The following is a 23,915-nucleotide window of genomic DNA, read 5'->3' as shown; positions in this document are numbered from 1 at the left end:
AACAGCGATCACTGCCGGCATCCAGCCGGATGGGCCGGGAGTGCGCGCTCACGCGGCTGTCCCAGCCCTGTCCAAGCCTGGTCAACGGTTGGGAAGGGCACCTTCTACAACGCATGGCGATGTGAAGGTGCCCTTCCTTTCACTCGGCGCGGAGGTTGTCGAGGTCGAAGGAGCCGGGGCTGAGCCAGAGGTATACCGCGTGCACCTCGTTGAGCGAGGAGGGGTCGCAGGACAGACCGGTGTTCAGGTCCACCTCGACGGTGGCCAGGGCGGTGTCCTGGTTGACCCAGTTGAACGGGCCCTGGCACCAGGTCCAGGACGGGCCGGTCTGCAGCACGATGCTGGTCGAGGTGCCGGCCGCGGCGGTGCGCAGGTCGAACTTGACGTGCGTCTTGCCCGACAGGTCGACCGGGGCGGGGAAGCTGACGCCGAACCAGCCGCCGTCGACCGCGTCGGCGTGCAGGCCGGCCGTGCCGTCGGTGTGGAAGTCCGACTGCGGGCTGAGCGTGCCCGCGTTGGCCTGCCAGTTGCCGGGCGCCCAGCCGTCGACGCCGGTCTCCCAGGAGGCCAGCGGGATGGCGGCGGTCGGGTCGGGCAGCACGGTCACCGACACGGTGGCCGCGTTGGACAGCCGGGCCGCCGTGTCGCGGATCGTGTACGTGACCGCCGCCTTGCCGGTGAAGCCCTCGTTCGGCGTGAACGTGAGCTGACCCGATACGGCCAGCGTGAACGTGCCGCCGGGCACGGTCGCGCCGGTCTGCCGCCCGGCCGCCGCCGGATCCAGGTCGATCTTGTCGGCCCGCACGTGCGTCTGGTACGCGATGTCGTTGGCCGCCGGGCTGAGCGTGGCGGTGGTCCCGAACGGCACCACGGCGTTGTCGTGGTCGGCGACGGGTGGGAAGGTGCGCCGCCCGCTGCTGATGATCGTCCCGGCGTTGGTGATGCTCTGGCACACCGTGCCGGGGCAGGCCACGGTGAAGCCGTCGTAGTCGGGGTACATGGTGCCGTCGTCCTGGATGCCGTTGAGCATCCAGTAGAGGAAGCCGTCCCCGCCGTCGCTTGCGGCGGCCTCGGTCCACTGCTGGTAGACGGGGTTGCGGGTGGCCTTGTCGCGCCAGCCGAACTCGCCCAGCACGGACGGCTTGCCGGCCCTCTTCGCGTCCCGGTTGTGCCGCTTGATCCAGTCGGCGCCCCACTGGGCGGTCTTGTTGCCCCAGCCGTCCGGGTAGAGGTGGAACGAGACCACGTCCACCGCGGGCAGCTTGCCCAGCGCCACCGAGTCGACGCCCTCGCCGCAGTTGGTCGTCCAGTCCGCCGACGCCGGATCGTCGCAGTAGAAGCCCTCGTCGCCGACGCCGACCAGGTGCTTCGCGTCGACGCTCTTGACGTGGCGGGTCATCTCGTCGGCCCAGGCGGTGAGCGTGGCCGGGGTGCACGACGCCGACGGCGGGTAGAGGCCGGAGCCCTTGCACCGCGGCTCGTTGCCCAGCTCCCACATCATCACCGCCGGATCGTCCTTGTACGCCAGGCCGGTCAGCGGGTTCACCCGGTTCAGCAGGTGGCTGATCCAGTCCTTGTACCAGCCCTTGATGACCGGGTCGGTGAAGAAGTCGTCGTGGTTGTCCGCACCGGCCCAGCGCACGTACTGGTCGATGCCGCCGAAGTCGGACCAGTTGTTGGTGAACGGGATGACCAGCTTGATCCCGGACTGCCCGGCCTTCCACAGCACGTAGTCCAGCCGCTGCAGGCCGTCCGGCCCGTCGTTGTACGCCGGCCGCGTGCCGTCCCAGTACTGCAGGTAGACGCCGTTCTTCTTGCCCGACACCGAACCCTGGTCGTCCTGCGTGCCGATGTCGAGCCAGCCCCAGCTGCGCAGCACGGTGAGATCGGCGCCCTTGGCGCGGGCGAACACGTCGTCGACCATCGTCGGCGACGAGTAGATCAGGTAGTAGTTGTTCGTCCCGGCGAACCGGAACGGCTTGCCGTTCAGTTTCAGGTCACTGCCGTGGCGGGTCACGAACCCCGCGTCGTGGTGGCCACCGGCCGCGGCGGCGGTGCCGCTGCCGGTGCCGAGCAGCAGGATCAGCGCCCCGGCGGCGACCGCCAGGATCCGTCTGTTCATGTGCGTGCTCCTTTCGCCGCCGGCCGGTGCGGCCCGCCGGATGCCGTCCGTGGCGCAGCGGGAAGGCATCGGGCAGGCCGTGGTGGCCGGTCGGCGTCCGTGGGAGGGGTGGGCCTTTCCGGAATCTGGAGATCTTGGCGGGCTGTGGCGCCTGGGGCGACCACAGGCCGTCAAGATCTCCGCGGGTGGCGCTGGGCGGAGATGTCGTTGACGCAGCGGAGCACCGGCTGGGCGGCCAGGGCGGCGGCGTCGAGAGGGGCGGTGGAGTGGACGGTGAAGGTGACCGACTCGCCGGGGAGCAGCGTGACCAGGGCCTGGTCGACGGTGGCAGCCGGGTCGAGGCGGTCGGGGAACAGGGACAGGTCGCGCAGGATGGTCCCGGCGGTGACGGTGACGTCGTAGCCGCCGGTGGTGGGCTCGACGTTCACGTCGAACCGGGCGGCCGGGTAGTCGATCTCGCGGTCCTCGGCGTGGAACCACCAGGCGTGCTGCTCGCCCGCGACGGCGCGGAGCAGCTCGGACCGGGGTTCCTCGGGCAACGCGACGCCGTCCGGCAGCGGCGTCACCGTCACCGAGCGCGCCGCGACGTCGAGGTCGACCGTGGTCGCGGCCAGGGCCTTGCCGCTGAGGTCGTGACTGGTCACGCTCGCCTCGGCCTGCCACGGTTGGTCGGTGTCGTTGGACGCGACCAGGACCAGGCCGCCGTCCCGCGGCTGGATGGTGAGCAGCCGGTCGGCGTACGCGGCCCGCAGCGCGTGCCACAGCGGCTTGCGCCGCCCGTCGCCGTCGATCGCCGCCCAGGACGTCACCGGCCAGCAGTCGTTGAGCTGCCAGACGATCGCGCCCATGCACACGGGCTGGTGGGAGCGGAAGTGCTCGACGGCCAACTGGATCGCGCGGGCCTGGTTGACCTGCGTGAGGTAGTGCCAGTCGGCGAAGTCGTGCGGTTCGGGCAGGTGCGCGTCCAGCCCGCGCCGCAGCTTGAGGTCGCCGTCGGCCGCCTTCTGGTGGTGCCGCATGCCGGGTGAGTCGCTGGCCAGCGGGTCGTCGCGCAGCGCCCGGCGCAGAGTCGCGTACGCCGGTGGGGCCTGGAAGCCGAACTCGGCGACGAAGCGCGGGGTGTAGTCCCGGTAGTGGGTGTAGTCGACCTGGTTCCACACGTCCCAGATGTGCATGGTGCCGTGCGCCGGGTCGTTCGGGTGGAGGTCCGGCGTGCCCGACCAGGGGCTGCCCGGCCAGTACGGGCGGGTCGGGTCGAGTTCGGCCACGATCGAGGGCAGCAGCTCGTGGTAGTAGCCCGCGCCCCAGCTGCGCCCGGCGAGCTGCTCCGGCCAGCCCCAGTCGGCGAAGCCCCAGATGTTCTCGTTGTTACCGGTCCACGTCACCAGGCTGGGGTGGGAGGCCAGGCGCACCACGTGCTCGCGGGCTTCGGCCGCCACCTCGGCCGCGAACGGCTCCTCCTCCGGGTAGGCCGCGCAGGCGAACAGGAAGTCCTGCCCCACCATCAGGCCCATCTCGTCGGCGAGCTCGTAGAAGTCCTCCGACTCGTAGCGGCCGCCGCCCCACACCCGCAGGTAGTTGATGTTCGCGTCGCAGGCCTGCCGGAAACGCTCGGCCAGCCGCTCCCGGGTGATCCGGGTGACGAAGGCGTCGTCGGGGATCCAGTTGACCCCCTTCACGAACACCGGCTTGTCGTTGACCAGCACCGTGTACGGCGTGCCGTGCTCGTCCGGGGTGGTGTCCACCCGCACCGTGCGGAAGCCGACGCGCCGCTCCCAGCGGTCCAGCTCCCGCCCGCCCTCGGTGGCCAGCACCACCCGCAGCGGGTAGAGCGGCTGCTCGCCGTGGCCGCGCGGCCACCAGCGCCGCACGTCCGGCACGGACAGCCGCAGCGTGGCGCCGATGCTGCCGGCGCCGATGGAGGCCACCCCGACCACGCCGCCGACCTCGACGGTCACGTGCAGCGACTCGGTGGACGCCCGCTCCACGTCGACGTGCACGTCCACCACACCGGTCGTGCCGTCCACGGTGATCTGCGGGCGCACCTGCGCCAGCCGCGCCGTCGACCAGCTGTGCAGGCCGATCGGCTGCCAGATGCCGGCGGTGACCACGGTCGGGCCCCAGTCCCAGCCGAAGTTGCAGGCCATCTTGCGGATCAGGTTGTACGGCTCGTCGTAGGCCCCCGGCCGGGAGCCGACCTGCCGCGCCATCGCGGCGGTGTACTCGTACGGCGAGTCGAAGGCGATGCGCAGGTCGTTGCGGCCGGGGGTGAGCGCCGAGCGCAGGTCGAAGCGGTAGCCGCGGTGCATGTTCGCGGTGCGCCCGACCTCGGTGCCGTTGAGGGAGATGGTCGCGACGGTGTCCAGGCCCGCGCACACGAGGTCGATCCGGTCGTCGACCGGGCCGGACCACTGGAAGCTGGTCTCGTACATCCACCGGGTGCGTCCGATCCAGCTCAGCTCGTTCTCGTTCGCGTCCAGGAAAGGATCGGGAATGAGACCGGCCGCCAGCAGGTCGGTGTGCACGCACCCGGGCACGGCCGCCGGCACCCGGCTGACCGGCACCGGCGTGTTGCGCGCCGACACCAGCCAGCCGTGGTGGAGCTGGACCATGCTTCGGGACCGAGACGCCATCATCACGATTTGACCGCACCCTCCATGATGCCGCGGACGATCTGCCTGCCCCCGACGAACAACAGAATGATCAGTGGCACGGTGGCCACGAACGCACCGGCGAGCACTCGCCGGTACAGCACATAATTACCGCTGGCCAGGTCGAACAGCGCGACCATCGAGGTCGGGTAGTCCGTGCCGCCCAGCGTGATCAGCGGCCACTGGAAGTCGTTCCAGCTGCTGACGAAGGTGAGCAGGCCGAGCACGGCCAGCGCGGGCCGGATCGCGGGCAGCACGATGCTCCAGTAGATGCGCATCGTGGTGGCCCCGTCCACGCGCCCCGACTCGATCAGCTCGTCGGGCACCGCGCCGAGGATGAACTGCCGCATGTAGAACACGCCGAACGCGCTGACCAGGCCGGGCACGATGACCGCGAGCAGGCTGCCGTTCCAGCCGCCCTCGCCGGGCATGTAGCCCATCAGGATGTACAGCGCGACGATGCCGAGCTGGTTGGGCACGGTGAGGGTGAGGATGACCATCACCATCAGGATCCGGCTGCCCCGGAACCGCAGCTTGGCGAACGCGTATCCGGCCACCGAGCAGAAGAACAGCACGGACACCGTGGTCACGGTGGACACGATGACGCTGTTGACCAGCGACTCGGCGAAGTACACGTCCTGCAGGGAGAAGACCTCGTCGAGGTTCTTCATGAACTCGCCGCCCGGCAGGAACTTCGGCGGGATCTCGGCCAGCGCCGCGTCGGTGCTCGTCGCGATGACGAACATCCAGTAGATCGGGTAGATCGACAACAGGAAGGTGAGTCCGAGCAGGAGGTACGTCCACTTGCCGGCCGGAGTGTCCTGGGGCGCGCGGCCCGACAGGGACGGCTTGACCTTGCGGCGCGGCGGGGCCTGATCAGGATCCGCCCCGGGCGGGGTCGCGCTGCGGGTGTCGGTGGTCGTGGTCATCGCTTTCCTCCTCCGAGCCGGTTGGTCAGCAGGGTGTTGACGACCGCCACGATCACGATGATCAGGAACAGGGCCCAGGACATCGCCGCGGCGTAGCCCAGGTTGAGGTTCTTCCAGCCGACCTTGTAGATGAGCTGGGCGATGGTCTGCCATTCGCCGTTGGAGCCGCCGCTGGCCGACGCCGGGTTCGAGTCGAGCAGCATCGGTTCGGTGAACAGTTGCAGGCCGCCGATGGTGGACAGCACCACGGTGAAGATCACGACGGGCAGGATCATCGGCACGGTGATCCGCCACAGCTGCTTCCAAGAGGTCGCCCCGTCGAGGGCGGACGCCTCGTAGATGTCGCGCGGGATGGTCTGCATCGCGGACAGGTAGAGCAGCGCGTTGTAGCCGATCCACTTCCAGTTGACCATCGTGGCGATGGCGACCCAGGACTGCAGTTTGCCCGCGCGCCAGTCGATCGGGTCGTCCATGCCGACGACGGACAGGACCCAGTTGGCCACGCCCGTGTCCCGCCCGAACACCACCAGGAAGACCAGCGTGGACGCGGTCAGCGGGGTGATGTACGGCAGCAGCATGCTGACCCGGAACCAGGTCTGCCCGCGCAGCCTGCGGTTGAGCAGGAACGCGACGCACAGGGCGAGGAACAGCTGGGGCACCGTGGACAGCACGAAGATGCCGAAGGTGTTGTAGAGCGCGTTCCAGAAGTCCTCGTCGGTCAGCAGGCGCTCGAAGTTGGCCAGGCCCGCCCACCCGTCCTGGGCCGGATCGTCCAGCCGCCAGGTGCGCAGGGCCACCACGCCATTGAAGATCAACGGGAACAGCCCGAAGATCGCGAAGAGGATGAAGAACGGTGCGATCAGGACGTAAGGCATCTGCTTCACGTCGAATCGGTGCAGCCGGTGCGACAGCCCGCGCACGATTACCTCCGTTTACCGAGGATGGTCGATATGATGCGGAACGTGGCGAGCGCCATGGCGGGCCACGTCCCGTCGCGGCGGGCGAAGGGGTGGACGCCGTAGGGAGACGCCCACCCCTTCTGATCCCCACTGCAACGCGACAGGGTCAGACCGCTCAGGCCTTGGCGGCCTTGTCGGCTTCCTTCAGCGCCTGGGCCCAGGCGTCGGCGGCCTTGGTGGTGCCGGCCTGGACGGAGTTGATGACGTTCTCGACCGCGACCCGGGTCGGGCCGTTCTTCTTGCCCAGGTACTGCGGGGTCAGGCCCTCGGCGGTCTTGCTGAAGATCTGGCCGACCGGGGCGTTGCTGAAGAACGGGTTCTTGAAGTCGGCGATGGCGGGATCCTTGTAGAGGGCCGGCTGCGAGGGCAGGTTGCCGACCTTCTTGAAGATCTCGATCTGCTGCTCCGGCTGGATCAGCCACTCGAGCAGCTTGTACGCCTCGTCGGTGTTCTTGCCCTGCTTCGGGACCGTCAGGAACGAGCCGCCCCAGTTGCCGCCGCCACCGGGGATGGCCGCGACGTCCCACTTGCCGGCGGTGTCCGGCGCGGTGTTCTTGATGTGGCCCTGCATCCACGCCGGGCAGGCCAGCACCGCGAAGTCACCCTTGACGAAGCCCGCGTTCCACTCCGGCGAGAAGGCCGGCAGGTTCGCCGAAAGGCCGGCGCCGATGGCCTTGACCGTGAGGTCGAACGCGGCCTTCGGGCCGCCGTCCATCTTCAGCGTCTCGGACTCGTCGTAGAAGCCGACCGGCTGCTGGCCCAGGATCGGGTTGAACAGGTTGGTGGCGTTGTCGACGAACTTCTTCTTCGACTTGGCGGTGTAGTCCTGGCCGGTCTTGATGAAGTCGTCCCAGGTCGGCCACAGGGCGGACACCTTGTCCCGCTCGACCGGCAGGCCCGCCGCCTTGAACAGGTCGGTGCGGTAGCACATGGCCAGGCCGCCGACGTCGGTGCCGAGGCCGATCTGCGTCTTGCCGTCGGCCGACAGCGACTGCTTCCACTTCCAGCCCAGGTACTTGTCCTGGTACTTGCTCGCGCCCTTGTCCAGCAGGTTCACGAACTTGTCGGCCTGGCTGCGGAAGCTGACGATGAAGCCCTCGTCGATCGCGGCGATGTCAGGAGCGCCGGAGCCCGCGATGAGCTTCTTCTGCAGGTCCTCGTGCTGAGCGTTGTACTCGCCCGAGTTGAGGACGATCTTGACGTTCGGGTTGGCCGCCTCGTACTTGGCCTTGAGCTCGTCGAGACCGAAGTCGCCCCAGAAAGCGATCTTCAGCTCGACCGGGCTGCCGGGCTTCGACGGCTCATCGCTACCGCCGCCCTTGCAACCGGCGAGGGTGAGCGCGCCGACCGCGACGAGCGCGGTCGCCACGACCCAGCCGGACCTGTGCAGTCGCATGTACGTCCTCCGAAACAACTTGGAGCGCTCCCAGAGATAGCAGAGCGTCTACTGAACCGGATAAGTGCACACACGTTATGGGTGCGCTCCCAACGTGTCAATAGGACGTCATCCTCGTGACGAACCTGTGACGTGGACCATGAAAACCGCTTAAGCAACTTTGGTAACTGTCGATGGTTACACTGGTCAGGAAGGAAAACCGTGCAGTGAACGCGCTCTCCGTACGGCATGATCAGCGGGCGCGAAACGACGCCGGAAGGGGGTGCGCAGCACCGTGGCCGAGGACCTGAAGATCACTGACGAGCTCGTGATACCGGACAGCGAGCTGCGCGAACGCTTCTCGCGCAGCTCCGGGCCGGGCGGACAGGGCGTCAACACGACCGACAGCCGGGTGGAGCTGTCCTTCGACGTGGAGCGCTCCCACGTCCTCCCCGACGATCTCCGGCTGCGCATCCTCGAACGGTTGAGCGGACGGCTCACCGGCGGCGTGCTGACCGTCGCCGCCAGCGAGCACCGGGCCCAGCTGTCCAACCGCGAGGCCGCCCGCGAACGCCTCGCCGGCCTGCTGCGCGACGCGCTCGCTCCCCCACCGCCGCCCCGCCGCCCGACCAGGATGAGCAAGGGCGCCAAGCAGCGCCGGCTACAGGCCAAGAAGCACCGCTCGGCCATCAAGCAGCTGCGCCGCGGCGCCCACGACTGAACCCGGCCCGCGTCAGCTGCGAGTCTGGCGTACCTCCGGGTTGACCGGGGCCGCCACGGCCAGGCGCAGGAACAGATCGCAGGCCGTCTGGGCCTGCACCCGCCGCTGATACGCGCGGCTGGCGATGGCGACCGCGCCGGGACCGGCCTCCAGCCGCCACGCCCAGGCCAACCGGCTCACCCGGTGGATCACCGGTTCGGCCTCGCCGGCCGCGGCGCGCACCTCGTCCACGGCGCGCAGGCATGCGTCCACATCGGGGAAACCCATTCCGGACCGTCCGAGATCACGGTTGTTGCTGGACAGCAGCCGCCAGGTGACGCCGGCGCACGCCCGCTCGTAGAACTCGAACCGAGCGGTCAACGTCATCTCCAGCGGTCGGTGAGCCGATCACTCGACCCTCGCCCGCCGAGATGGACGGCTGCTGTCGTTCCGGTGAACAGCATGTCCCCTGCTGGGCGAAGAGACGGTCACAGGACCTCGCCGCGCAGTTGCGGGAACACCTTGCCCACCTTGCCCAGCAGGTAGTCGCCGTACATTCCGGTGAACACCCGCAGGTCCTGGCCGTCCCAGCGGGGGTGGCCGTCCGCACCCTCGCGCGCCCGGCCGGGCAGCGGCGGCACCTCGGCCGAGAAGTCCGGGTCGAAGAAGAACGGGAACGACAGCCGCTCGTTGCCGCTGACATTGCGCACCCGGTGCGGGGTCGAGCGATACCAGCCGCCGGTCAGCCGGTCCAGCATGTCGCCGATGTTGCAGACGAACGTGCCCGGCACCGGCGGCGCGTTGAGCCAGCCGGCCGGCGTACGCACCTGCAGGCCGCCATTGTCGTCCTGGGCCAGCAGGGTGAGCAGGCCGTAGTCGGTGTGCTCGCCGACGCCCCAGCCGTCGTCCCCGGCCGGCGACGGCGGGTAGTGGAAGATCCGGAACAGGATCGTCGGGTCGGCCGTGTACCCGTTCGCGAAGTAGTCCTCGGGCAGGTCCAGGCTCACCGCGACGCCGCGCATCACCTCCTGCGCGACACCGGTCAGCGCGGCCAGGTACGCGGGCACCACCGCGGCCAGCTCCGGCACCTGCCGGGGGTACAGGTTGGACCCGTGCAGCGGCAGCCCGGCCACCACCCGTGGGTCGTCGGCGGGCAGCTCCGCGCCGAAGTACAGGCCCTCCTTGAGGTCCGGCCGCCCCGAGGTCAGCTCGCCGCCGACCGGGAAGAAGCCCCGCCAGGCCCGCCCGCCGCGGGCCATCGCGATCTCCATCTTCTCGTCCTCGGGCAGCGCGAAGAACTCCCGTGACGCCGCGTCGAGCCGGGTGAGCAGCTCGTCCGGGACGCCGTGCCCGGTCAGGTAGAAGAACCCGCTGTCGCGGCACGCCGCGCGGATCCCGGCGGCCACGACGGCACGGTCGGCGGACAGGTCGACGATCGGCAGAGAACCATCCATCCGATCATTCTGGCAGCCCGCCGCGGACCGCGCCGCCGCTGCTCAGCCGGTCTTCTCCCGGTCGGCGATCCGGGCACACCCGGGCATTTTGTAGCCATACACCGGATCGAGCGGCAGCCGGTACGCGGCCGCACCCGCGGAGCCGATGACACGCGTGCCGTCGGTCCACAGGAGATCCGTGCCGTGGAAGCACAGGGGCAGCGAGAAGCCGTCGGCCGACAGGTCGATCCGTTGCAGCACGCGGCCGTCGGCGAGGGAGAACCTGATCACGGCCGCCACCGACTCGTTGCTGCCGGCGCGGGATCGCACGATCTCCACGCCCGCGGTGCCGTCGGCGGCGGGCCGGATGAAGGCGAGCTGGCTGCGTTCGCCGCTGGGCAGTTGGGTGATCTCGACGGAGACGGCGGACTCCCCGGCCCGCAGCACGCCCCGCAGGTCCACGGTGATCCTGCGGGCGGCCCCGGTCAGCGGGTCGACCCGGTCGAGGGTGACGGTGGTGTCGGTGATCAGGCTGCCGAGCCGCAACAGCTCCCCGCTGTCCAGCAGCGCCTCGACGGGCCTGGCCGCATCGGGCGGGATGAACTCCCGCACCGACCAGTCCGCGAGCCTGACGAGCACCCCCTGGACCTCCGGGTGGCGCTGTCCGAAGAGCCAGGTCCCGGAGGGTGACCAGCGTGCCTCGGTGACCGCGTACGGCAGCCGGTGCTCGGTCGAGGAGGTCAGCTCGCGCACCACGGTTCCCTGGGGCGAGGACCACATCAGCCACCGACCGTCCGCCGACAGGCCGGGCTCCGTGGTGAAGCCGCCGGTCGGCTCGGCGGGCAACCGGTACCGGCGTCCGTCGCCGCCGACCAGCTCGTAGACGGGACCGTCCGGGGTCTGCTTCCTCAGCAGCATCGCCCCGCCGCGCACCCCCCGGTCCGCGGGCAGGGCCGGCAGGACGTCACCGGGCGGCACGACGGCGGGGAGCGGCGGCAGCGCCACCGGCGAGATCGACGGGGCCGGTACGGACGGGCTCGGCGAGCTGGTCACCGGTGGCGGCACCGGGGTGGCGCCGGCCAGCGCGTACCAGGCCGCGCCGAGCAGCAGCGGCAGCGCTGTCAGCACCGCCGCCGCACCCGCCAGCCGGGTCCGCCGCCTACGCGCCGTCGCCAGCGCGGCCTGCGCGTCGGCGTACTGCCCGGAATGCTCGGCGACCAGCGGCAGCGTACGCCGGAGGTTGGTCAGCGCGAGGTTGGTCTGGCTCTTGACGGTGCCCACCGAGCAGCCCATGGCGGCCGCCGTGTCCGCCTCGGACAGATCCTCGTAGAAGCGCAGCACCAGCACGGCCCGCTGGCGTGGCGCGAGGGTGGCCAGGGCGCGGGTGAGCGTGACCCGTTCCGCCACCCGGTGGGGCTCATCGGGGCCGGGGCGATCGGGCAGCTCGGCCATCGGCCGCGCCGGACGCCGCCGCCACCACGAGATCTGCTCGTTGACCATGATGCGCCGGACGTACGCCTCCGGCTGGCCGTACTCCATGATCTGCCGCCACCGGGTCGCGGCCTTGGCCAGCGCGGTCTGCACCAGGTCCTCGGCCGCGTGATGCTCGCCGGTGAGCAGGAAGGCCGTACGCGACAGCGCCCCGCCCCGTGCGACGACGAACTCGTGGAAGCCGTCGTATCGGCTCATCTGTCACCTCCACTCCCCCTACGCGGCAGCGTGCCCGGAGGTTGGGATCATCCGGCACGGGCGTTCGGGAGGCGGCCCCGCGGCATCGGTCCGCCTCTCGCGCGGCGGCGGGAGGCGGACCCGGCCACCGTCAGGAGCCGAAGGAGCTGAGCTGCGTGGAACGACGGCAACCCGCAGGCTCCACGATGTTCAGGGGGCTGTCGAGCTCCATCAGCAGTTCGAGGCCCTGCGGGACCGGCGCGCGGCGGATGCTCGCCAGATCCGTCCACAGCAGCTCCGCGCCCCGGAAGCAGAGCGGGAACCCCATCCGGTCCGGCGGCAGCGAGATCCGGCGCAGCACCCGGCCGTCGGCCGCCGAGAACTGGAGCACGTCCACCATCACCCGGGCGGACCCGTTCGGACCCCCGCCGATCACCTCCAGCCCGGCGGTGCCGCCGGGCGCCGCGAAGATCGCCAGGCTGCGCATCGACTCGCCCGGCTCGATCCGGTCGGCCGCGTCGACGGTGATCGCCCGGACGGTGCCCGTCACCGGGTCCACCACCTCCAACGGGACGGTGGTCCTGGTGGGACTGCCGGCGGACCGCAGCAACTCGCCGCTGTCCAGCACGACCTTGGTCGTCCTGTCCCACGACGACAGGGGCGCGAGCTCACGGGCCGTCCAGTCGGGCAGGTGGTAGAGCGTCTCGCCGGTGCCCGCCCGCGCCGGCAGCAGGAACCAGTCACCCCCTGGCGACCAGAGTGGGGCCGTCGACGTCGCGGGCAGTTCACGCACCTCGGTTCCGGTGAGGTCGCGGACCAGCGTCGCCGCGGCCGTCGACCAGGTGAGCCGGCGCCCGTCCGGCGACAGCGTCGGCTTGCTCGCGAAACCCCCCTCGGGCTGCGGGACCGAGTAGTGGCGGCCGTCGACCATGACCAGCACGGTCTGCGGCCCGGTCGACGTCCGGTCGTCGTACGTCTGCAGCACCGCCGGCCCGGGGCCGCGATCGGTGGGCAGCGGCTCACTCCGGGCGTTCGGGTCGAGCCGGGTCGGCAGTGCCGGCAGCGGCTTGACCGGGGTCGGGATGCCGGACGGTGTGGTGGCCACCGGCGGCGGGACGGTGTCGGGGCCGCGCACGGCGTACCACAGCAGGCCCGCCAGCATCGGCACGGCCAGCAGCGCGGCGGCGACCGTGCGGCCGGTCCGGCGGCGTCGCGCCAGGGCCAGGGCGGCATCGCCGTCGGCGTACTCGCCCGCCTGCTCGGCGTAGCGCGGCAGCGCGCGCCGCAGATGACCCAGCGCCAGGTGGGTCTGGCTCTTCACGGTGCCGACGGAACAGCCCATCAGCGCGGCGGTGTCCGCCTCGGACAGGTCCTCGTAGAAACGCAGCACCACCACCGCGCGCTGCCGCGGGGTGAGCGTGTCCAGCGCCTGCCCGAGCGCGATCCGCTCCACGACCTGCCCCGGCTCGTCGGGACCGGCCCGCTCGGGCACCTGCGCGACCGGCCGGGCGGGCCGCCTGCGCCACCACGAGATCTGCTCGTTGATCATGATGCGCCGGATGTACGCCTCCGGCTGCGTGTGCTCCACCAGCCAGCGCCACCGCAACGCGGCCTTGGCCAGCGCCGACTGCACCAGATCCTCCGCCGCGTGGTGCTCTCCCGTCAGCAGGAACGCCGTGCGCGACAGCGCACCGCCCCGCGCCACGACGAACTCGTGGAAGCCGTCGTACCTGTCCATCCGCCACCTCCGCCCTCATGACGCGACAGGACCCTCCCGGGTTGGAGGTCATCTTCCGGCCCGGACGGTTTCGCCGGATCACGCGACCCGCCCGACGCCCCAGCAGCCGGGTGGCCTGATCGCCCACTCCGGGTCGAGCGGCATCACCACCTCGTCGTGAGCCGCACCTGACGGCCTGAGCCGCAGCTGCGTGCCGTCCTTCCACAGCAGATCCCCGCCCCGGTAACAGAGCGCCCAGACGCCGACGCCGGGCACGAGGTCGATGCGGCGCAGCACCCGGCCGTCCGCGGTCGAAAATTCGAGCATCGAATTCTTGCGGGCGATACCGCCGGCGGGCGGCTCCTCGGGCACGACCTGGAGAGCCGCCACTCCGGCGGCCCCCACCATGATCTCGATCCGCGGCGGCGATCCATCGTTCGTCAGGATGGCGCCGCCCACGGATTCGCCGTCGTCGAGCAGCTCGCCCACGTCCACCGTGATGCTCCGCGCCACCCCGGTGAACGGATCCATCAGTTCGATCCGGGCGACGGTGCGGCTCACCGGGCTCGCGAGACGCAGCAGCTCACCGCTGTCCAGCACCGCCCTGGCCAGCTGGTCCGGCGCCACCAGGGCGAGCGGGTACGCCGTCCAGTCCGGCATCCGGTAGAGCAGGTCGCCGCGGGTCGGCGTGCCCGGCACGAGGAACCAGGCACCCGACGGCGACCAGAAGGGCGGGCCGGACGAGGGCGGCAGCTCGCGCACCGTGGTGGTGGTGAGGTCGCGCACCATCGTCGCCCGGACGGTCGTCCAGGTGAGCCAGCGGCCGTCCGGGGACAGGGTCGGCGCGTTGAGGAGCTGGTCGGCGGGCACCAGGTGGGAGTACAGGCCGCCGTCACCGCCGACCAGTTCCACCAGACCCGGGGCCTGTTCCACCAGCAGCAGCGACGCGCCCCCGATGCCACGCTCGGAGGGCAGCTCGCCCACACTCGTCGGCCGCTCCGGACGTGGGCGCAGCGGGGGCAGCGACACCGGACTCGCCGAGGGCGGCCCCGTCACGGGCGGTGGCACGTCGGCCGGGTCGTGCACCGCGTACCAGATGGCGGTCAGCAGCAGCGGCACGGTGGCCAGCGCCGCCACCGCCGCCCGGCGGGATCGGCGGCGCCGCGCCGTGACCAGGGCGGCACGCGCATCGGCGTACTGGCCGGCGTGCTCGGCGTACAGCGGCAGCGCCTGGCGGAGCCGATCCAGGGCATGGTGGGTATGGCTCTTGACGGTGCCGACCGAGCAGCCCAGCGCGGCGGCGGTGTCCGCCTCGGACAGGTCCTCGTAGAAGCGCAGCACGACCACGGCGCGCTGGCGGGGCGAGAGCGTGTCCAGCGCCTCGCCGAGCGCGACCCGGTCCACGATCCGGTGGGGCTCGTCGGGGCCGGGCAGGTCGGGCGGTTCGGCCACAGGACGCGCCCGGCGACGCCGCCACCACGAGATCTGCTCGTTGATCATGATGCGCCGGATGTACGCCTCCGGCTGCCCGTACTCCACGATCTGCCGCCACCGGGTCACCGCCTTGGCCAGCGCCGACTGCACCAGGTCCTCCGCCGCGTGGTGCTCCCCCGTCAGCAGGAACGCCGTGCGCGACAGCGCACCGCCCCGCGCGACCACGAACTCGTGGAAACCGTCGTACCTGTCCATCCGCCACCTCCGCTCCCCAATACGCAGCGAAGCGCCCTCGGGTTGAGGGGCATCCGGTCCCCGGGGTGCATCATCCGGCAGGCCGCCGCGCGCGGGTGCCGAACGAAACGAAAGAGTTTCGCGTTCGCTATGCTGCCGGTCACATCACCGTGTATCCAGGGAGTGGCAGCGTGGACGCAGACGTCATCGTGGTCGGAGCCGGGCTGGCCGGTCTCGTCGCCACCGCCGAGCTGGCCGACGCCGGCAAGCGCGTCCTCCTGCTCGACCAGGAGCCCGAGGCGTCGCTGGGCGGCCAGGCCTTCTGGTCGTTCGGCGGCCTGTTCCTGGTCGACACGCCCGAGCAGCGCCGGATGGGCATCAAGGACTCCCCCGAGCTGGCCCTGCAGGACTGGCTGGGCAGCGCCGGGTTCGACCGCGAGTGCGACGCATGGCCGCGCCGCTGGGCGCAGGCCTACGTGGACTTCGCGGCCGGTGAGAAGCGGTCCTGGCTGCACGCGCAGGGCGTGCGGTTCTTCCCGGTGGTCGGCTGGGCCGAGCGCGGCGGTTACCTCGCCGACGGGCATGGCAACTCGGTGCCGCGCTTCCACATCACCTGGGGTACCGGGCCGGGCGTGCTGGCCCCGTTCATCCGCCGGGTCCTCGCGGCGGTGGACAAGGGCCTGGTCACGCTCGCGTTCCGGCACCGCGTCGACGAGCTGACGCAGACCGCCGGGATGGTCGACGGCGTACGCGGAACCGTGCTGGAGCCCAGCGCGGCCGCGCGGGGTGAGGCGAGTTCGCGTACCGAGGTGGGTGATTTCTCCTTCCGCGCGCAGGCCGTGATCGTGACGTCCGGCGGCATCGGCGGCAACCACGACCTGGTCCGGCGCAACTGGCCGCAGCGGCTGGGCACCCCGCCGCAGCGGCTGCTGTCCGGCGTGCCCGCGCACGTGGACGGCCGGATGCTCGGCATCACCGAGGACGCGGGCGGCAACCTGATCAACCGCGACCGGATGTGGCACTACACCGAGGGCATCGAGAACTGGGCTCCGATCTGGGCGAAACACGGCATCCGGATCCTGCCCGGCCCCTCCTCGCTGTGGCTCGACGCGACCGGCAAGCGGCTGCCGGTGCCGCTGTTCCCGGGCTTCGACACGCTCGGCACGCTCGAGCACATCATGGGCACCGGGCACGAGTACACCTGGTTCGTGCTCACCCAGAAGATCATCGAGAAGGAGTTCGCGCTGTCGGGCTCCGAGCAGAACCCCGACCTGACCGGCAAGAGCGTGCGGCAGGTGCTCAAGCGGGCGCTGCCCGGCGCGCCCGGCCCGGTCGAGGCGTTCAAGCGCAACGGCGCGGACTTCGTCGTCGCGGACACCCTGGCCGAGCTGGTCGCAGGCATGAACAAGCTGACCGGCGAGGGTCTGCTCGACCTGGCCGACGTGCAGCGGCAGGTCGAGGCGCGCGACCGCGAGATGACCAATACGTTCACCAAGGATCTGCAGGTCACCGCGATCCGCGGGGCGCGCAACTACCGCGGCGACAAGCTGATCCGGGTGGCGACGCCGCACCGGCTGCTGGACCCGAAGGCGGGTCCGCTGATCGCGGTCCGGCTCAACATCCTCACCCGCAAGACCCTGGGCGGTCTGGAGACCGACCTGGCGGGCCGGGTGCTGCGGGCCGACGGGACGCCGCTGCCCGGGGTGTACGCGGCCGGCGAGGTGTCCGGGTTCGGCGGGGGCGGCGTGCACGGCTACCGGTCGCTGGAGGGCACGTTCCTCGGCGGCTGCATCTTCTCCGGCCGCCAGGCGGGCCGCGCCGCCGCCGCGGCCGTGTGACCGGGCCGTGGCCGACCACACCCGGCCACGGCCCCCGCACGCACCACCCGGACGGCGGCTGCGCCACCGCACACCGTGAGCACACGACCTGGGCGAAAGACGCCCTGCGAGCGTGCGGTACCGGGTTAAGAAGGGCACCTTCCTATACGCAAAGCGTTAAGAAGGTGCCCTTCCTTTCGCTCGGGGCGGGAGAATGCGGGGATGACGGAGACGGCTGTCGAGGTCGTGGTCGCAATCCGGGACGGGCGGGTGCGGGGGCGGGTCGACGACGGGGTCGCGGTGTTCCTGGGCGTGCCGTACGCGGCGGCGCCGTTCGGTGCGCACCGGTTCGCCGCGCCCGCGCCGGTGACGCCGTGGACGGGCGTGCGCGACGCGCTGGTCTACGGGCCCACCGCGCCGAAGGCGCCGTTCCCGCCGCCGATGGACCGGCTGCTGTCCGATCCGTCGATCCCGGGCGACGAGTGCCTGAACCTGAACGTGTGGGCGCCCGCGGGCGCGGTGGGCCGCCCGGTCATGGTGTGGATCCACGGCGGCTCGCTGCGCAACGGGTCGAACTGCCTGCCCGCGTACGACGGAGGCAACTTCGCCCGCGACGGCGTCGTGCTCGTGTCGATCAACTACCGGCTGGGCATCGAGGGCTTCGGCGTCTTCCCCGACGCCCCGGCCAACCTCGGCCTGCGCGACCAGATCGCCGCGCTGACCTGGGTACGCGACAACATCGCGGCGTTCGGCGGCGACCCGGGCAAAGTGACCGTGTTCGGCGAATCGGCCGGGTCGATCTCCATCGGCGCGCTGCTGACCAGCCCGTACGCGAAGGGGCTGTTCCACCGGGCGGTGCTGCAGAGCGGGGCTCCGGCCGCGCAGCCGCCCGAGGCCGCGGGGCGCTCCACCCGGCTCATCGCGAAGCGGCTGAAGGTCCCGGCGACGGCCGAGGCGTTCGCGCAGGTGGACCGGGCTCGGCTGCTGGCCGCGCAGGTCTCGATCACCCGGGGCGGGCCGCCGATCGGCAACGGCAACGGGTTCACCCTGGCCGTCGACGGTGACGTGCTGCCCCGCGACCCGATGGTGGCACTGCACGACGGCGCGGCCGCGGACATCGGTGTGCTGCTGGGCTACAACGCCGAGGAGTACCGGCTGTGGTTCGTGCCGACCGGGCTGGTCGACCGGATCAACCGGTTCACGCTGCGGCTGGCCCTGGCCAAGTTCCGGGTGCGGGCGCGCACCGCGCGCACCTACCGGGCGGCCCGGCCGGAGGCGTCGCCGGGCGAGCTGCTCGGCGTCATCGCGACCGACCGGCTGCTGCGGCGGCCGCTCAACCTGCTGGCCGACGCCCGGACGCCGGGCGACACCTGGCTGTACGAGTTCGCCTGGCCGTCCCCGATGGAGCGGCTGGGCGCGTGCCACGCCCTGGAGATCGGTTTCGTGTTCGACACCCTGGGCACACCCGACGGGCTGCCGCTGTCCGGGCCGAACCCGCCGCAGGAGCTGGCCGACGCGATGCACCGGGCCTGGGTGGACTTCGCCACCACCGGCGACCCCGGCTGGACCCGCTGGAACGACACCCGCCCCGTGATGCGCTTCGACGCCCCCACCCCGCTCCTCGTCCACGCCCCCAACGACGCCGAACTGCGCTCCTGGACCTGACCGCCGGGTCCGGCTCGGCGGCGCTGCAGTTTCGGGGAAAGTGCGCGAATGCGCGGGTCCATTCGCGCAGCTTCCCCGAAACTGCAGGCGATCAGGTGGGTGGTGCCTGGGTGAGTTGGGCGGTGAGGAGGGCGGGGGCTTCGGCGAGGGAGGGGCCGTACCAGGTGAGGTGGCGGCCGGAGACCAGGGCGCAGGGTAGGGCGGGGAAGGCCTCCGGACCGTCGTCGCGGGTGAAGGGGTAGGGCTCGTCGGGGAGCACGACGAGGTCGGCGTCCTGCGCGTGCAGCTCGTCGAGGGACGGGCGCGGGTAGCGCTCGGCGGAGTCGGCGTACACGTTGGTCACGCCGAGGCGACGCAGGACGTCTCCGGCGAAGGTGTCGCCGCCGAGCACGATCCATGGACGACGCCACACCGGGACCACCGCGCGCCGGAGCGCGGGCGTCGGCAGACCGGCCCAGGCCGTGCGGGCCGCGGCCAGCCAGTCGGGCTCGCCGGGGGCGCCCAGCGCGGTCAGCATGCGGCCCAGCTCGTCGAGGGCTTCGTCGACGGTGCGGGGGTAGGTGACGTACAGCTCGACGCCCGCGGCGCGCAGCGCGTCGGCGTCCTGCTCGCGGTTCTCCTCGACGTTGACCAGCACGACGTCCGGCCGCAGCGCCAGCACCCGGTCGAGGTCGGGATATTTGCTGCCGCCCACCCGCGTCGCGGGCAGCCCTTCCGGGTGGGTGCACCAGTCGGTGACCCCGACCAGCGCCTCGGGCAGCGTCGCCGCGACGGCCTCGGACAGCGACGGCACCAGGGAGACGATCCGCATCCGCCCGACCCTAGTGCGCCGCCGGATCGTCGAGGTCGTCGACCAGCCAGGGAAACGTCTCCCCGCCGGGCAGCGGTTTGCTGAACAGGTAGCCCTGGCCGAAGGGGCAGCCGATGTCGGCGAGGATGTCGCGCTGCTCCTGCGTCTCGATGCCCTCGGCGATGACCTCCAGCCCGAGCGTGTTGGCCAGCCGTACGATGCCCTCCACCAGCGCCCGCTGCTGGGCGGACAAGGCGATCTCGCCGACGAAGGACTTGTCCAGCTTCACCACGTCCAGCGACATCTGCCGCAGGTAGCTCAGCGACGAGTAGCCGGTGCCGAAGTCGTCGATCGCGACGCGTACCCCCGCCTCGCGCAGCTCGGCCAGGTCGGCCCAGACCTCCTCGTCCTCGTGCAGCAGCAGCGTCTCGACGATCTCCAGCATCATCCGGTGCGGGGGCAGGCCCGCCTCGTCCAGCTCGCGCAGCAGGTCGGCGACCACGCCGGGGGTGCGGAACTGGCGGGCGGAGATGTTGATGCTGACGTACGGGCTGAGCCCGGCCCGGGTCGGCCAGCGCGCCGCGGTGGCCAGCGCCTGGCGCACCACCTGGGTGCCGATCGGCACGATCAGCCCGGACTCCTCGGCCAGGCCGATGAACTCGCCGGGCGGCAGCGTGCCGCGGCTGGGGTGCTCCCAGCGCACCAGCGCCTCGAAGCCCACCGTCCCGGCGCCGGTCAGCCCGACCACCGGCTGGAAACGCAGGCTGAACTCCTCCTCGGCGATGGCCCGGTCCAGGTCCGCCTTCAGCTGCAGCCGCTCGACCAGGGCTTCGTGCAGCGCCGGCTGGTAGCGCCGCCACTGGCCCTTGCCTTCGCCCTTGGCCGAGTACAGCGCCAGGTCGGCGTGGCGCAGCAACTCGTCGCCGTCGTGGGCGTGCCGGGTGGTGGCGACGCCGACGCTGGCCCCGGCGGGCACCCGCTGGTCGCCCACCGGCACGGGCACCGACAGCACCCGCACCACCCGCTCGGCGACGGCCTCGATCGCGCCGGTGCCGGTGGAGTCCTCGATCAGCGCCGCGAACTCGTCGCCGCCCAGCCGGGCGGCGGTGTCGTGAGGGCGCAGCACGCCCTTGATCCGCTCGGCGACCGAGGTCAGCAGCTCGTCGCCGACCGGGTGGCCCATCGTGTCGTTGACGTCCTTGAAGTCGTCGAGGTCGATGAAGAGCACGCCGGCGATGGTGCCGTTGCGGCGGGCCCGGTCCACGGCGAGCGTCACCCGGTCGATGAACAGGGCGCGGTTGGCCAGCCCGGTCAGCGAGTCGTGGAACGCCCGGTGGGTCAGCTCGCGCTCCAGCCGCCGGCGCTGCGTCACGTCGCGCAGCGTGATCACCAGGCCGCTGACCGCCGGATCCTCGCGCAGGTCGCGGCTGGAGACCTCGACCTGCAGCCGCCGGTCCCCGAAGCCCCACACGGTCCAGTCGGTGGTCTCGCCGCGCCGCTCCTGGCGCGCCCGCAGCAGGTAGCCCGCGCTACGCTCGCGCTCCTCCGGCACGACGAGGTCGAGCAGGTGGTTTCCTTCGAGGGCCTCGCGGCCGAACATCGCCGTTGCGGACGGGCTGCAGTAGCGGATCTCGTCCTCGCCGCCCACGATCATGATCACGTCGGCCGTGTTGTGCACCAGCGCGCGAAAGTATGCCTCGCTGTCGCGCCGGTTGACCTCGTCGTTCAGCATGATCCGGGACAGCGCCAGGGCCGCCTGCAGGGCGAGCACCTCCATCGCGCCACGCAGCGTCTGCAGCACGTCCTCCTCGGCCGCGACCAGCAGCGTGCCGATGCTGTGCCCGCCCGAGGTGCCGTCGGCCGGTGCGAGCGGGCAGCTCAGCACGGTGTCGAAACCGGCCAGTTCGTCGGCGTGTTCCGGGCTCAGCTCACCGGTCCGGCACAGCACCGCGGGCCGGGGCCCGCCGGGCTGCTCCTGCTCGGCCGCGGCCCGCCCGGCCTCCTCGACGGCCAGGATCACCCGGTGTTCGGCGTGGCTGGGCATCAGTCCGGTCGCGGTGTCGCGTACGACGTCGGAGACCAGCCCGAGCGCGGCCCACAACCCCACCTGCCACGGCCTGATGACGTAAAAGAGCACGCCAAGCAGCACCATCCAGGCTGTGAAGAGCACTGAAACGGCGCGAGACGACACAATTCCCTCCGGATAACACTATTACGCGGCCGGTTCCCTGACGGGGCAACGCGAAAACCTACTATTCGGGCAAAGCGGTGCACGTTCGTCGATCGTTTTGAGCGCTCCCGTGGCGACCGGGTACTCTGACCGCCTGCCCCCACGGCACCGAGGCTGTCTCACATATAGATCTGCCGAAGCCACCGTCGCGCATCCCCCGACGACGGCACGGCCGCGCGGCCCGCTGCTCCCCAGCAGCGCCGCTGACGCGCCGGTCCGTCCGCGCGGCGAACGACGGAAGGATGCACCTCCGTGACCCCCACCGTGCCCCGGACCCGACGACGCGCCGCCCACCTCGCGCTGCTGCTGGCTGCCGTGTTCCTGGTGGTGAGCGGGCTGTCCCCGGCGGCGCCCGCGTTCGCGGAGCCCAACGAGGGCAGTTCCAAGACGCTCGCCCAGCTGCGCGAGAACCTGGAGGCGGCGGCCAAGGGCTACCTGGAGGCGCAGGCGGCGCTGGAAGCGGCCCAGGCCTCACAGAAGAAGCTGGCCGTCGAGCTGGCCACCGCCGATGCGGACCTGGAGCGGCTGCGCGTGTTCGTCGGCCAGTACGCGGCGGAGGCCTACAAGACCGGCAAGCTCGGCGTGGTCAGTCTGATGATCAACGGCACCGATCCGGGCTCGCTGCTGTCCAAGGCCAGCGCCATGGACCGGATGACCCAGCGCGACGAGGCCCGGATGAACGACTACCGGACGCGCAAGCAGGAGGTCACCGCGAAGAAAGCGGCGATCGACATCCAGCTGAAGCTGCAGCAGGACGCGCTCAAGGAGATCGAGAAGCGCAAGAAGGCGGCCGACCAGGCCCTGCGTGCTGTCGACGGACGCAGCTCGAGCGGCTACATCAACCCGAACTCCCCGCTGGCCAAGCCCGCCCCGCGCAACGCCAACGGGTCCTGGCCCAGCGAGGGCTGCTCGATCAAGGACCCGACCACCAGCGGCTGCATCACCCCGCGCACCCTGTGGGCGATGAACCAGGCCAAGGCCAACGGCTTCAAGCGCTACGTCTCGTGCCACCGCTCCAGCGGCGGCGGTGAACACCCCAAGGGCCGGGCCTGCGACTTCGCCTCGGCCACCGGCGGCTTCACCAACTACTCCGCCAGCGGCGGCGACCGCACCTACGGCAACAACCTGGCGTCGTTCTTCATCAAGAACGCCAGCCGGCTCGGTGTCATGTACGTGATCTGGTACTGCAAGATCTGGATCAACGGCGCCTGGAAGACCTACGACTCGGCCGGCTCCAACTGCGGCGACAACCCCGCCGGGGACCATACGAACCACGTACACCTCTCCATGCTCTGATCCGACGGCACAGGGGCGCACTCCGGCAGGGAGGCGCCCCTGTCGCATGTCCGGCGGCTTGTCGCGGATCGGTGGCGTAGCGGGCCCGCGAACGGGCAAAGTGATGGCATGACGAACGTCGGAGATCCGCCGCAGTACTTCTGGTGCATCAAGCACCACAGGGTCGAGCACGGGGACGACAGATGCCCGTCGAAGTACCTGCTGGGCCCGTACCCCTCCCCCGCCGACGCCGAGCAGGCGCTGGCCAAGGTCAAGGAGCGCAACGAGGAGTGGGAGGACGAGGACGCCCGCTGGCAGGGCGACCCCTCCTGAACCGCTGATCAGCGCGGGACGGTCGCCGCCTCGCGGAGCAGGATGGTCAGGTCGGCGGTGGCCGCGCGCTGCCGCCGGCCCGCGTGCTCCAGCTCGAAGGTCAGCCGCACCACCACCTCGGCGAAGCCCTTCGGCCGCGGGCGCGTGGACAGCAGGTCCGCGCCCATGCGTACCAGCGCGCCCACCGGCACCGGCGCGCGCAGCCGGAGGTTGTCCAGCCCCTGGTTGACGGTCATGTCCACGCCTTCGACCCGCCAGATCTCGGCCAGCAGGGTCGGTGTCAGCGACATGGTGAGGAAGCCGTGCGCGATGGTGCCGCCGTACGGACCGCTCGCGGCGCGCTCGGGGTCGGTGTGGATCCACTGGTCGTCCCAGGTCGCCTCGGCGAACAGATCCACCTGACGCTGCGTGATCTCATGCCACGCGCTGTGGCCCAGGAAGCTGCCGACCACGTCGGCGAGGTCGCGCACATGCGTCACGGTCTGCGGCACAGCCGCGATCCTATGCGGACATCCGGCCTTTTGTGACCGGTGCAGGTGCCACAACCGGCCGATGCGCTGAGTCGGATCTCCCCGGGGTGTGC

General features: G+C 71.3%; 16 protein-coding genes and 2 pseudogenes. 5 read left to right on the top strand and 13 right to left on the bottom strand.

The window, feature by feature from the left end; all coding sequences use genetic code 11:
- Positions 1–139 precede the first annotated feature (139 nt).
- The 5 genes from FLL47_RS30260 to FLL47_RS30240 form a co-directional block, all read right to left on the bottom strand.
- A complete protein-coding gene (locus FLL47_RS30260; protein ID WP_186315993.1) occupies positions 140–2,122 on the bottom strand; it encodes a cellulase family glycosylhydrolase in 1,983 nt (660 codons plus the stop codon).
- A 170-nt stretch (positions 2,123–2,292) separates the two neighbouring features.
- Entirely contained in the window at positions 2,293–4,734 is a 2,442-nt protein-coding gene (locus tag FLL47_RS30255) for a glycoside hydrolase family 2 protein (RefSeq protein ID WP_246158845.1), read from the bottom strand.
- Between the two features lie 23 nt (positions 4,735–4,757).
- Entirely contained in the window at positions 4,758–5,702 is a 945-nt protein-coding gene (locus FLL47_RS30250) for a carbohydrate ABC transporter permease (protein ID WP_144125096.1), read from the bottom strand.
- Positions 5,699–6,577, bottom strand: coding sequence for a carbohydrate ABC transporter permease (locus FLL47_RS30245; protein ID WP_144125366.1), 879 nt, complete (start codon positions 6,575–6,577; stop codon positions 5,699–5,701). Before FLL47_RS30245 ends, FLL47_RS30250 begins: the two co-directional genes overlap by 4 nt.
- Before the next feature lie 199 nt (positions 6,578–6,776).
- Positions 6,777–8,057, bottom strand: a complete 1,281-nt coding sequence (locus FLL47_RS30240) for an ABC transporter substrate-binding protein (RefSeq protein ID WP_144125093.1) — start codon at positions 8,055–8,057, stop codon at positions 6,777–6,779.
- A gap of 274 nt (positions 8,058–8,331) precedes the next feature.
- Between FLL47_RS30240 and arfB the strand changes: the two genes are divergently transcribed.
- A complete protein-coding gene (gene arfB / locus FLL47_RS30235) occupies positions 8,332–8,757 on the top strand; it encodes an alternative ribosome rescue aminoacyl-tRNA hydrolase ArfB (RefSeq protein ID WP_144125090.1) in 426 nt (141 codons plus the stop codon).
- Between the two features lie 12 nt (positions 8,758–8,769).
- Here arfB and FLL47_RS30230 read toward each other — a convergent pair whose 3' ends face one another.
- The 5 genes and pseudogenes from FLL47_RS30230 to FLL47_RS44300 form a co-directional block, all read right to left on the bottom strand.
- Positions 8,770–9,117, bottom strand: coding sequence for a hypothetical protein (locus tag FLL47_RS30230; RefSeq protein WP_222106270.1), 348 nt, complete (start codon positions 9,115–9,117; stop codon positions 8,770–8,772).
- 107 nt (positions 9,118–9,224) lie between these two features.
- Positions 9,225–10,190, bottom strand: coding sequence for an isopenicillin N synthase family dioxygenase (locus FLL47_RS30225; RefSeq protein ID WP_144125084.1), 966 nt, complete (start codon positions 10,188–10,190; stop codon positions 9,225–9,227).
- A gap of 1,209 nt (positions 10,191–11,399) precedes the next feature.
- Positions 11,400–11,858: pseudogene (locus FLL47_RS44310) on the bottom strand (SigE family RNA polymerase sigma factor); the annotation flags it as partial.
- 130 nt (positions 11,859–11,988) lie between these two features.
- A complete protein-coding gene (locus tag FLL47_RS44305; RefSeq protein ID WP_246158842.1) occupies positions 11,989–13,575 on the bottom strand; it encodes a SigE family RNA polymerase sigma factor in 1,587 nt (528 codons plus the stop codon).
- A gap of 1,209 nt (positions 13,576–14,784) precedes the next feature.
- A pseudogene (locus FLL47_RS44300) lies at positions 14,785–15,243 on the bottom strand (SigE family RNA polymerase sigma factor); the annotation flags it as partial.
- A gap of 170 nt (positions 15,244–15,413) precedes the next feature.
- Between FLL47_RS44300 and FLL47_RS30205 the strand changes: the two are divergent.
- Both FLL47_RS30205 and FLL47_RS30200 read left to right on the top strand, forming a co-directional pair.
- Positions 15,414–17,060: an FAD-binding dehydrogenase gene (locus FLL47_RS30205; RefSeq protein WP_186315991.1), complete on the top strand. Its 1,647-nt coding sequence runs from the start codon at positions 15,414–15,416 to the stop codon at positions 17,058–17,060.
- Positions 17,061–17,261: 201 nt separating this feature from the next.
- A complete protein-coding gene (locus FLL47_RS30200) occupies positions 17,262–18,704 on the top strand; it encodes a carboxylesterase/lipase family protein (RefSeq protein WP_144125074.1) in 1,443 nt (480 codons plus the stop codon).
- A gap of 91 nt (positions 18,705–18,795) precedes the next feature.
- Here FLL47_RS30200 and FLL47_RS30195 read toward each other — a convergent pair whose 3' ends face one another.
- Both FLL47_RS30195 and FLL47_RS44830 read right to left on the bottom strand, forming a co-directional pair.
- Entirely contained in the window at positions 18,796–19,515 is a 720-nt protein-coding gene (locus tag FLL47_RS30195) for a helical backbone metal receptor (RefSeq protein WP_144125071.1), read from the bottom strand.
- Between the two features lie 10 nt (positions 19,516–19,525).
- Positions 19,526–21,631 (bottom strand): putative bifunctional diguanylate cyclase/phosphodiesterase, encoded by a 2,106-nt coding sequence (locus FLL47_RS44830; RefSeq protein WP_186315990.1) that lies wholly within the window; start codon positions 21,629–21,631, stop codon positions 19,526–19,528.
- A 345-nt stretch (positions 21,632–21,976) separates the two neighbouring features.
- On the opposite strand from FLL47_RS44830, the gene FLL47_RS30185 reads away from it, so the two are divergent.
- On the top strand, positions 21,977–23,020 hold the full coding sequence (locus tag FLL47_RS30185) for a coiled-coil domain-containing protein (protein WP_246158839.1): 1,044 nt from the start codon (positions 21,977–21,979) through the stop codon (positions 23,018–23,020).
- A gap of 108 nt (positions 23,021–23,128) precedes the next feature.
- Entirely contained in the window at positions 23,129–23,332 is a 204-nt protein-coding gene (locus FLL47_RS30180; protein WP_144125066.1) for a hypothetical protein, read from the top strand.
- Positions 23,333–23,340: 8 nt separating this feature from the next.
- Here FLL47_RS30180 and FLL47_RS30175 read toward each other — a convergent pair whose 3' ends face one another.
- Positions 23,341–23,823 carry a MaoC family dehydratase gene (locus FLL47_RS30175; RefSeq protein WP_246158836.1) on the bottom strand — a complete coding sequence of 161 codons (483 nt, stop codon included), beginning with the start codon at positions 23,821–23,823 and terminating at the stop codon, positions 23,341–23,343.
- Positions 23,824–23,915 lie beyond the last annotated feature (92 nt).

The organism is Catellatospora sichuanensis (genome assembly GCF_007483665.1).
GTDB classification, from domain to species: domain Bacteria; phylum Actinomycetota; class Actinomycetes; order Mycobacteriales; family Micromonosporaceae; genus Catellatospora; species Catellatospora sichuanensis.
This window is presented reverse-complemented; position numbering and strand designations above follow the sequence as displayed.

Bases quoted from the DNA above. Each gene is read 5' to 3' on its own strand.
- FLL47_RS30260 (WP_186315993.1), bottom strand. From the start codon at position 2,122: ATGAACAGACGGATCCTGGCGGTCGCCGCCGGGGCGCTGATCCTGCTG.
- FLL47_RS30255 (WP_246158845.1), bottom strand. From the start codon at position 4,734: ATGGTCCAGCTCCACCACGGCTGGCTGGTGTCGGCGCGCAACACGCCG.
- FLL47_RS30250 (WP_144125096.1), bottom strand. From the start codon at position 5,702: ATGACCACGACCACCGACACCCGCAGCGCGACCCCGCCCGGGGCGGAT.
- FLL47_RS30245 (WP_144125366.1), bottom strand. From the start codon at position 6,577: ATGCCTTACGTCCTGATCGCACCGTTCTTCATCCTCTTCGCGATCTTC.
- FLL47_RS30240 (WP_144125093.1), bottom strand. From the start codon at position 8,057: ATGCGACTGCACAGGTCCGGCTGGGTCGTGGCGACCGCGCTCGTCGCG.
- FLL47_RS30225 (WP_144125084.1), bottom strand. From the start codon at position 10,190: ATGGATGGTTCTCTGCCGATCGTCGACCTGTCCGCCGACCGTGCCGTC.
- FLL47_RS44305 (WP_246158842.1), bottom strand. From the start codon at position 13,575: ATGGACAGGTACGACGGCTTCCACGAGTTCGTCGTGGCGCGGGGCGGT.
- FLL47_RS30200 (WP_144125074.1), top strand. From the start codon at position 17,262: ATGACGGAGACGGCTGTCGAGGTCGTGGTCGCAATCCGGGACGGGCGG.
- FLL47_RS30195 (WP_144125071.1), bottom strand. From the start codon at position 19,515: ATGCGGATCGTCTCCCTGGTGCCGTCGCTGTCCGAGGCCGTCGCGGCG.
- FLL47_RS30180 (WP_144125066.1), top strand. From the start codon at position 23,129: ATGACGAACGTCGGAGATCCGCCGCAGTACTTCTGGTGCATCAAGCAC.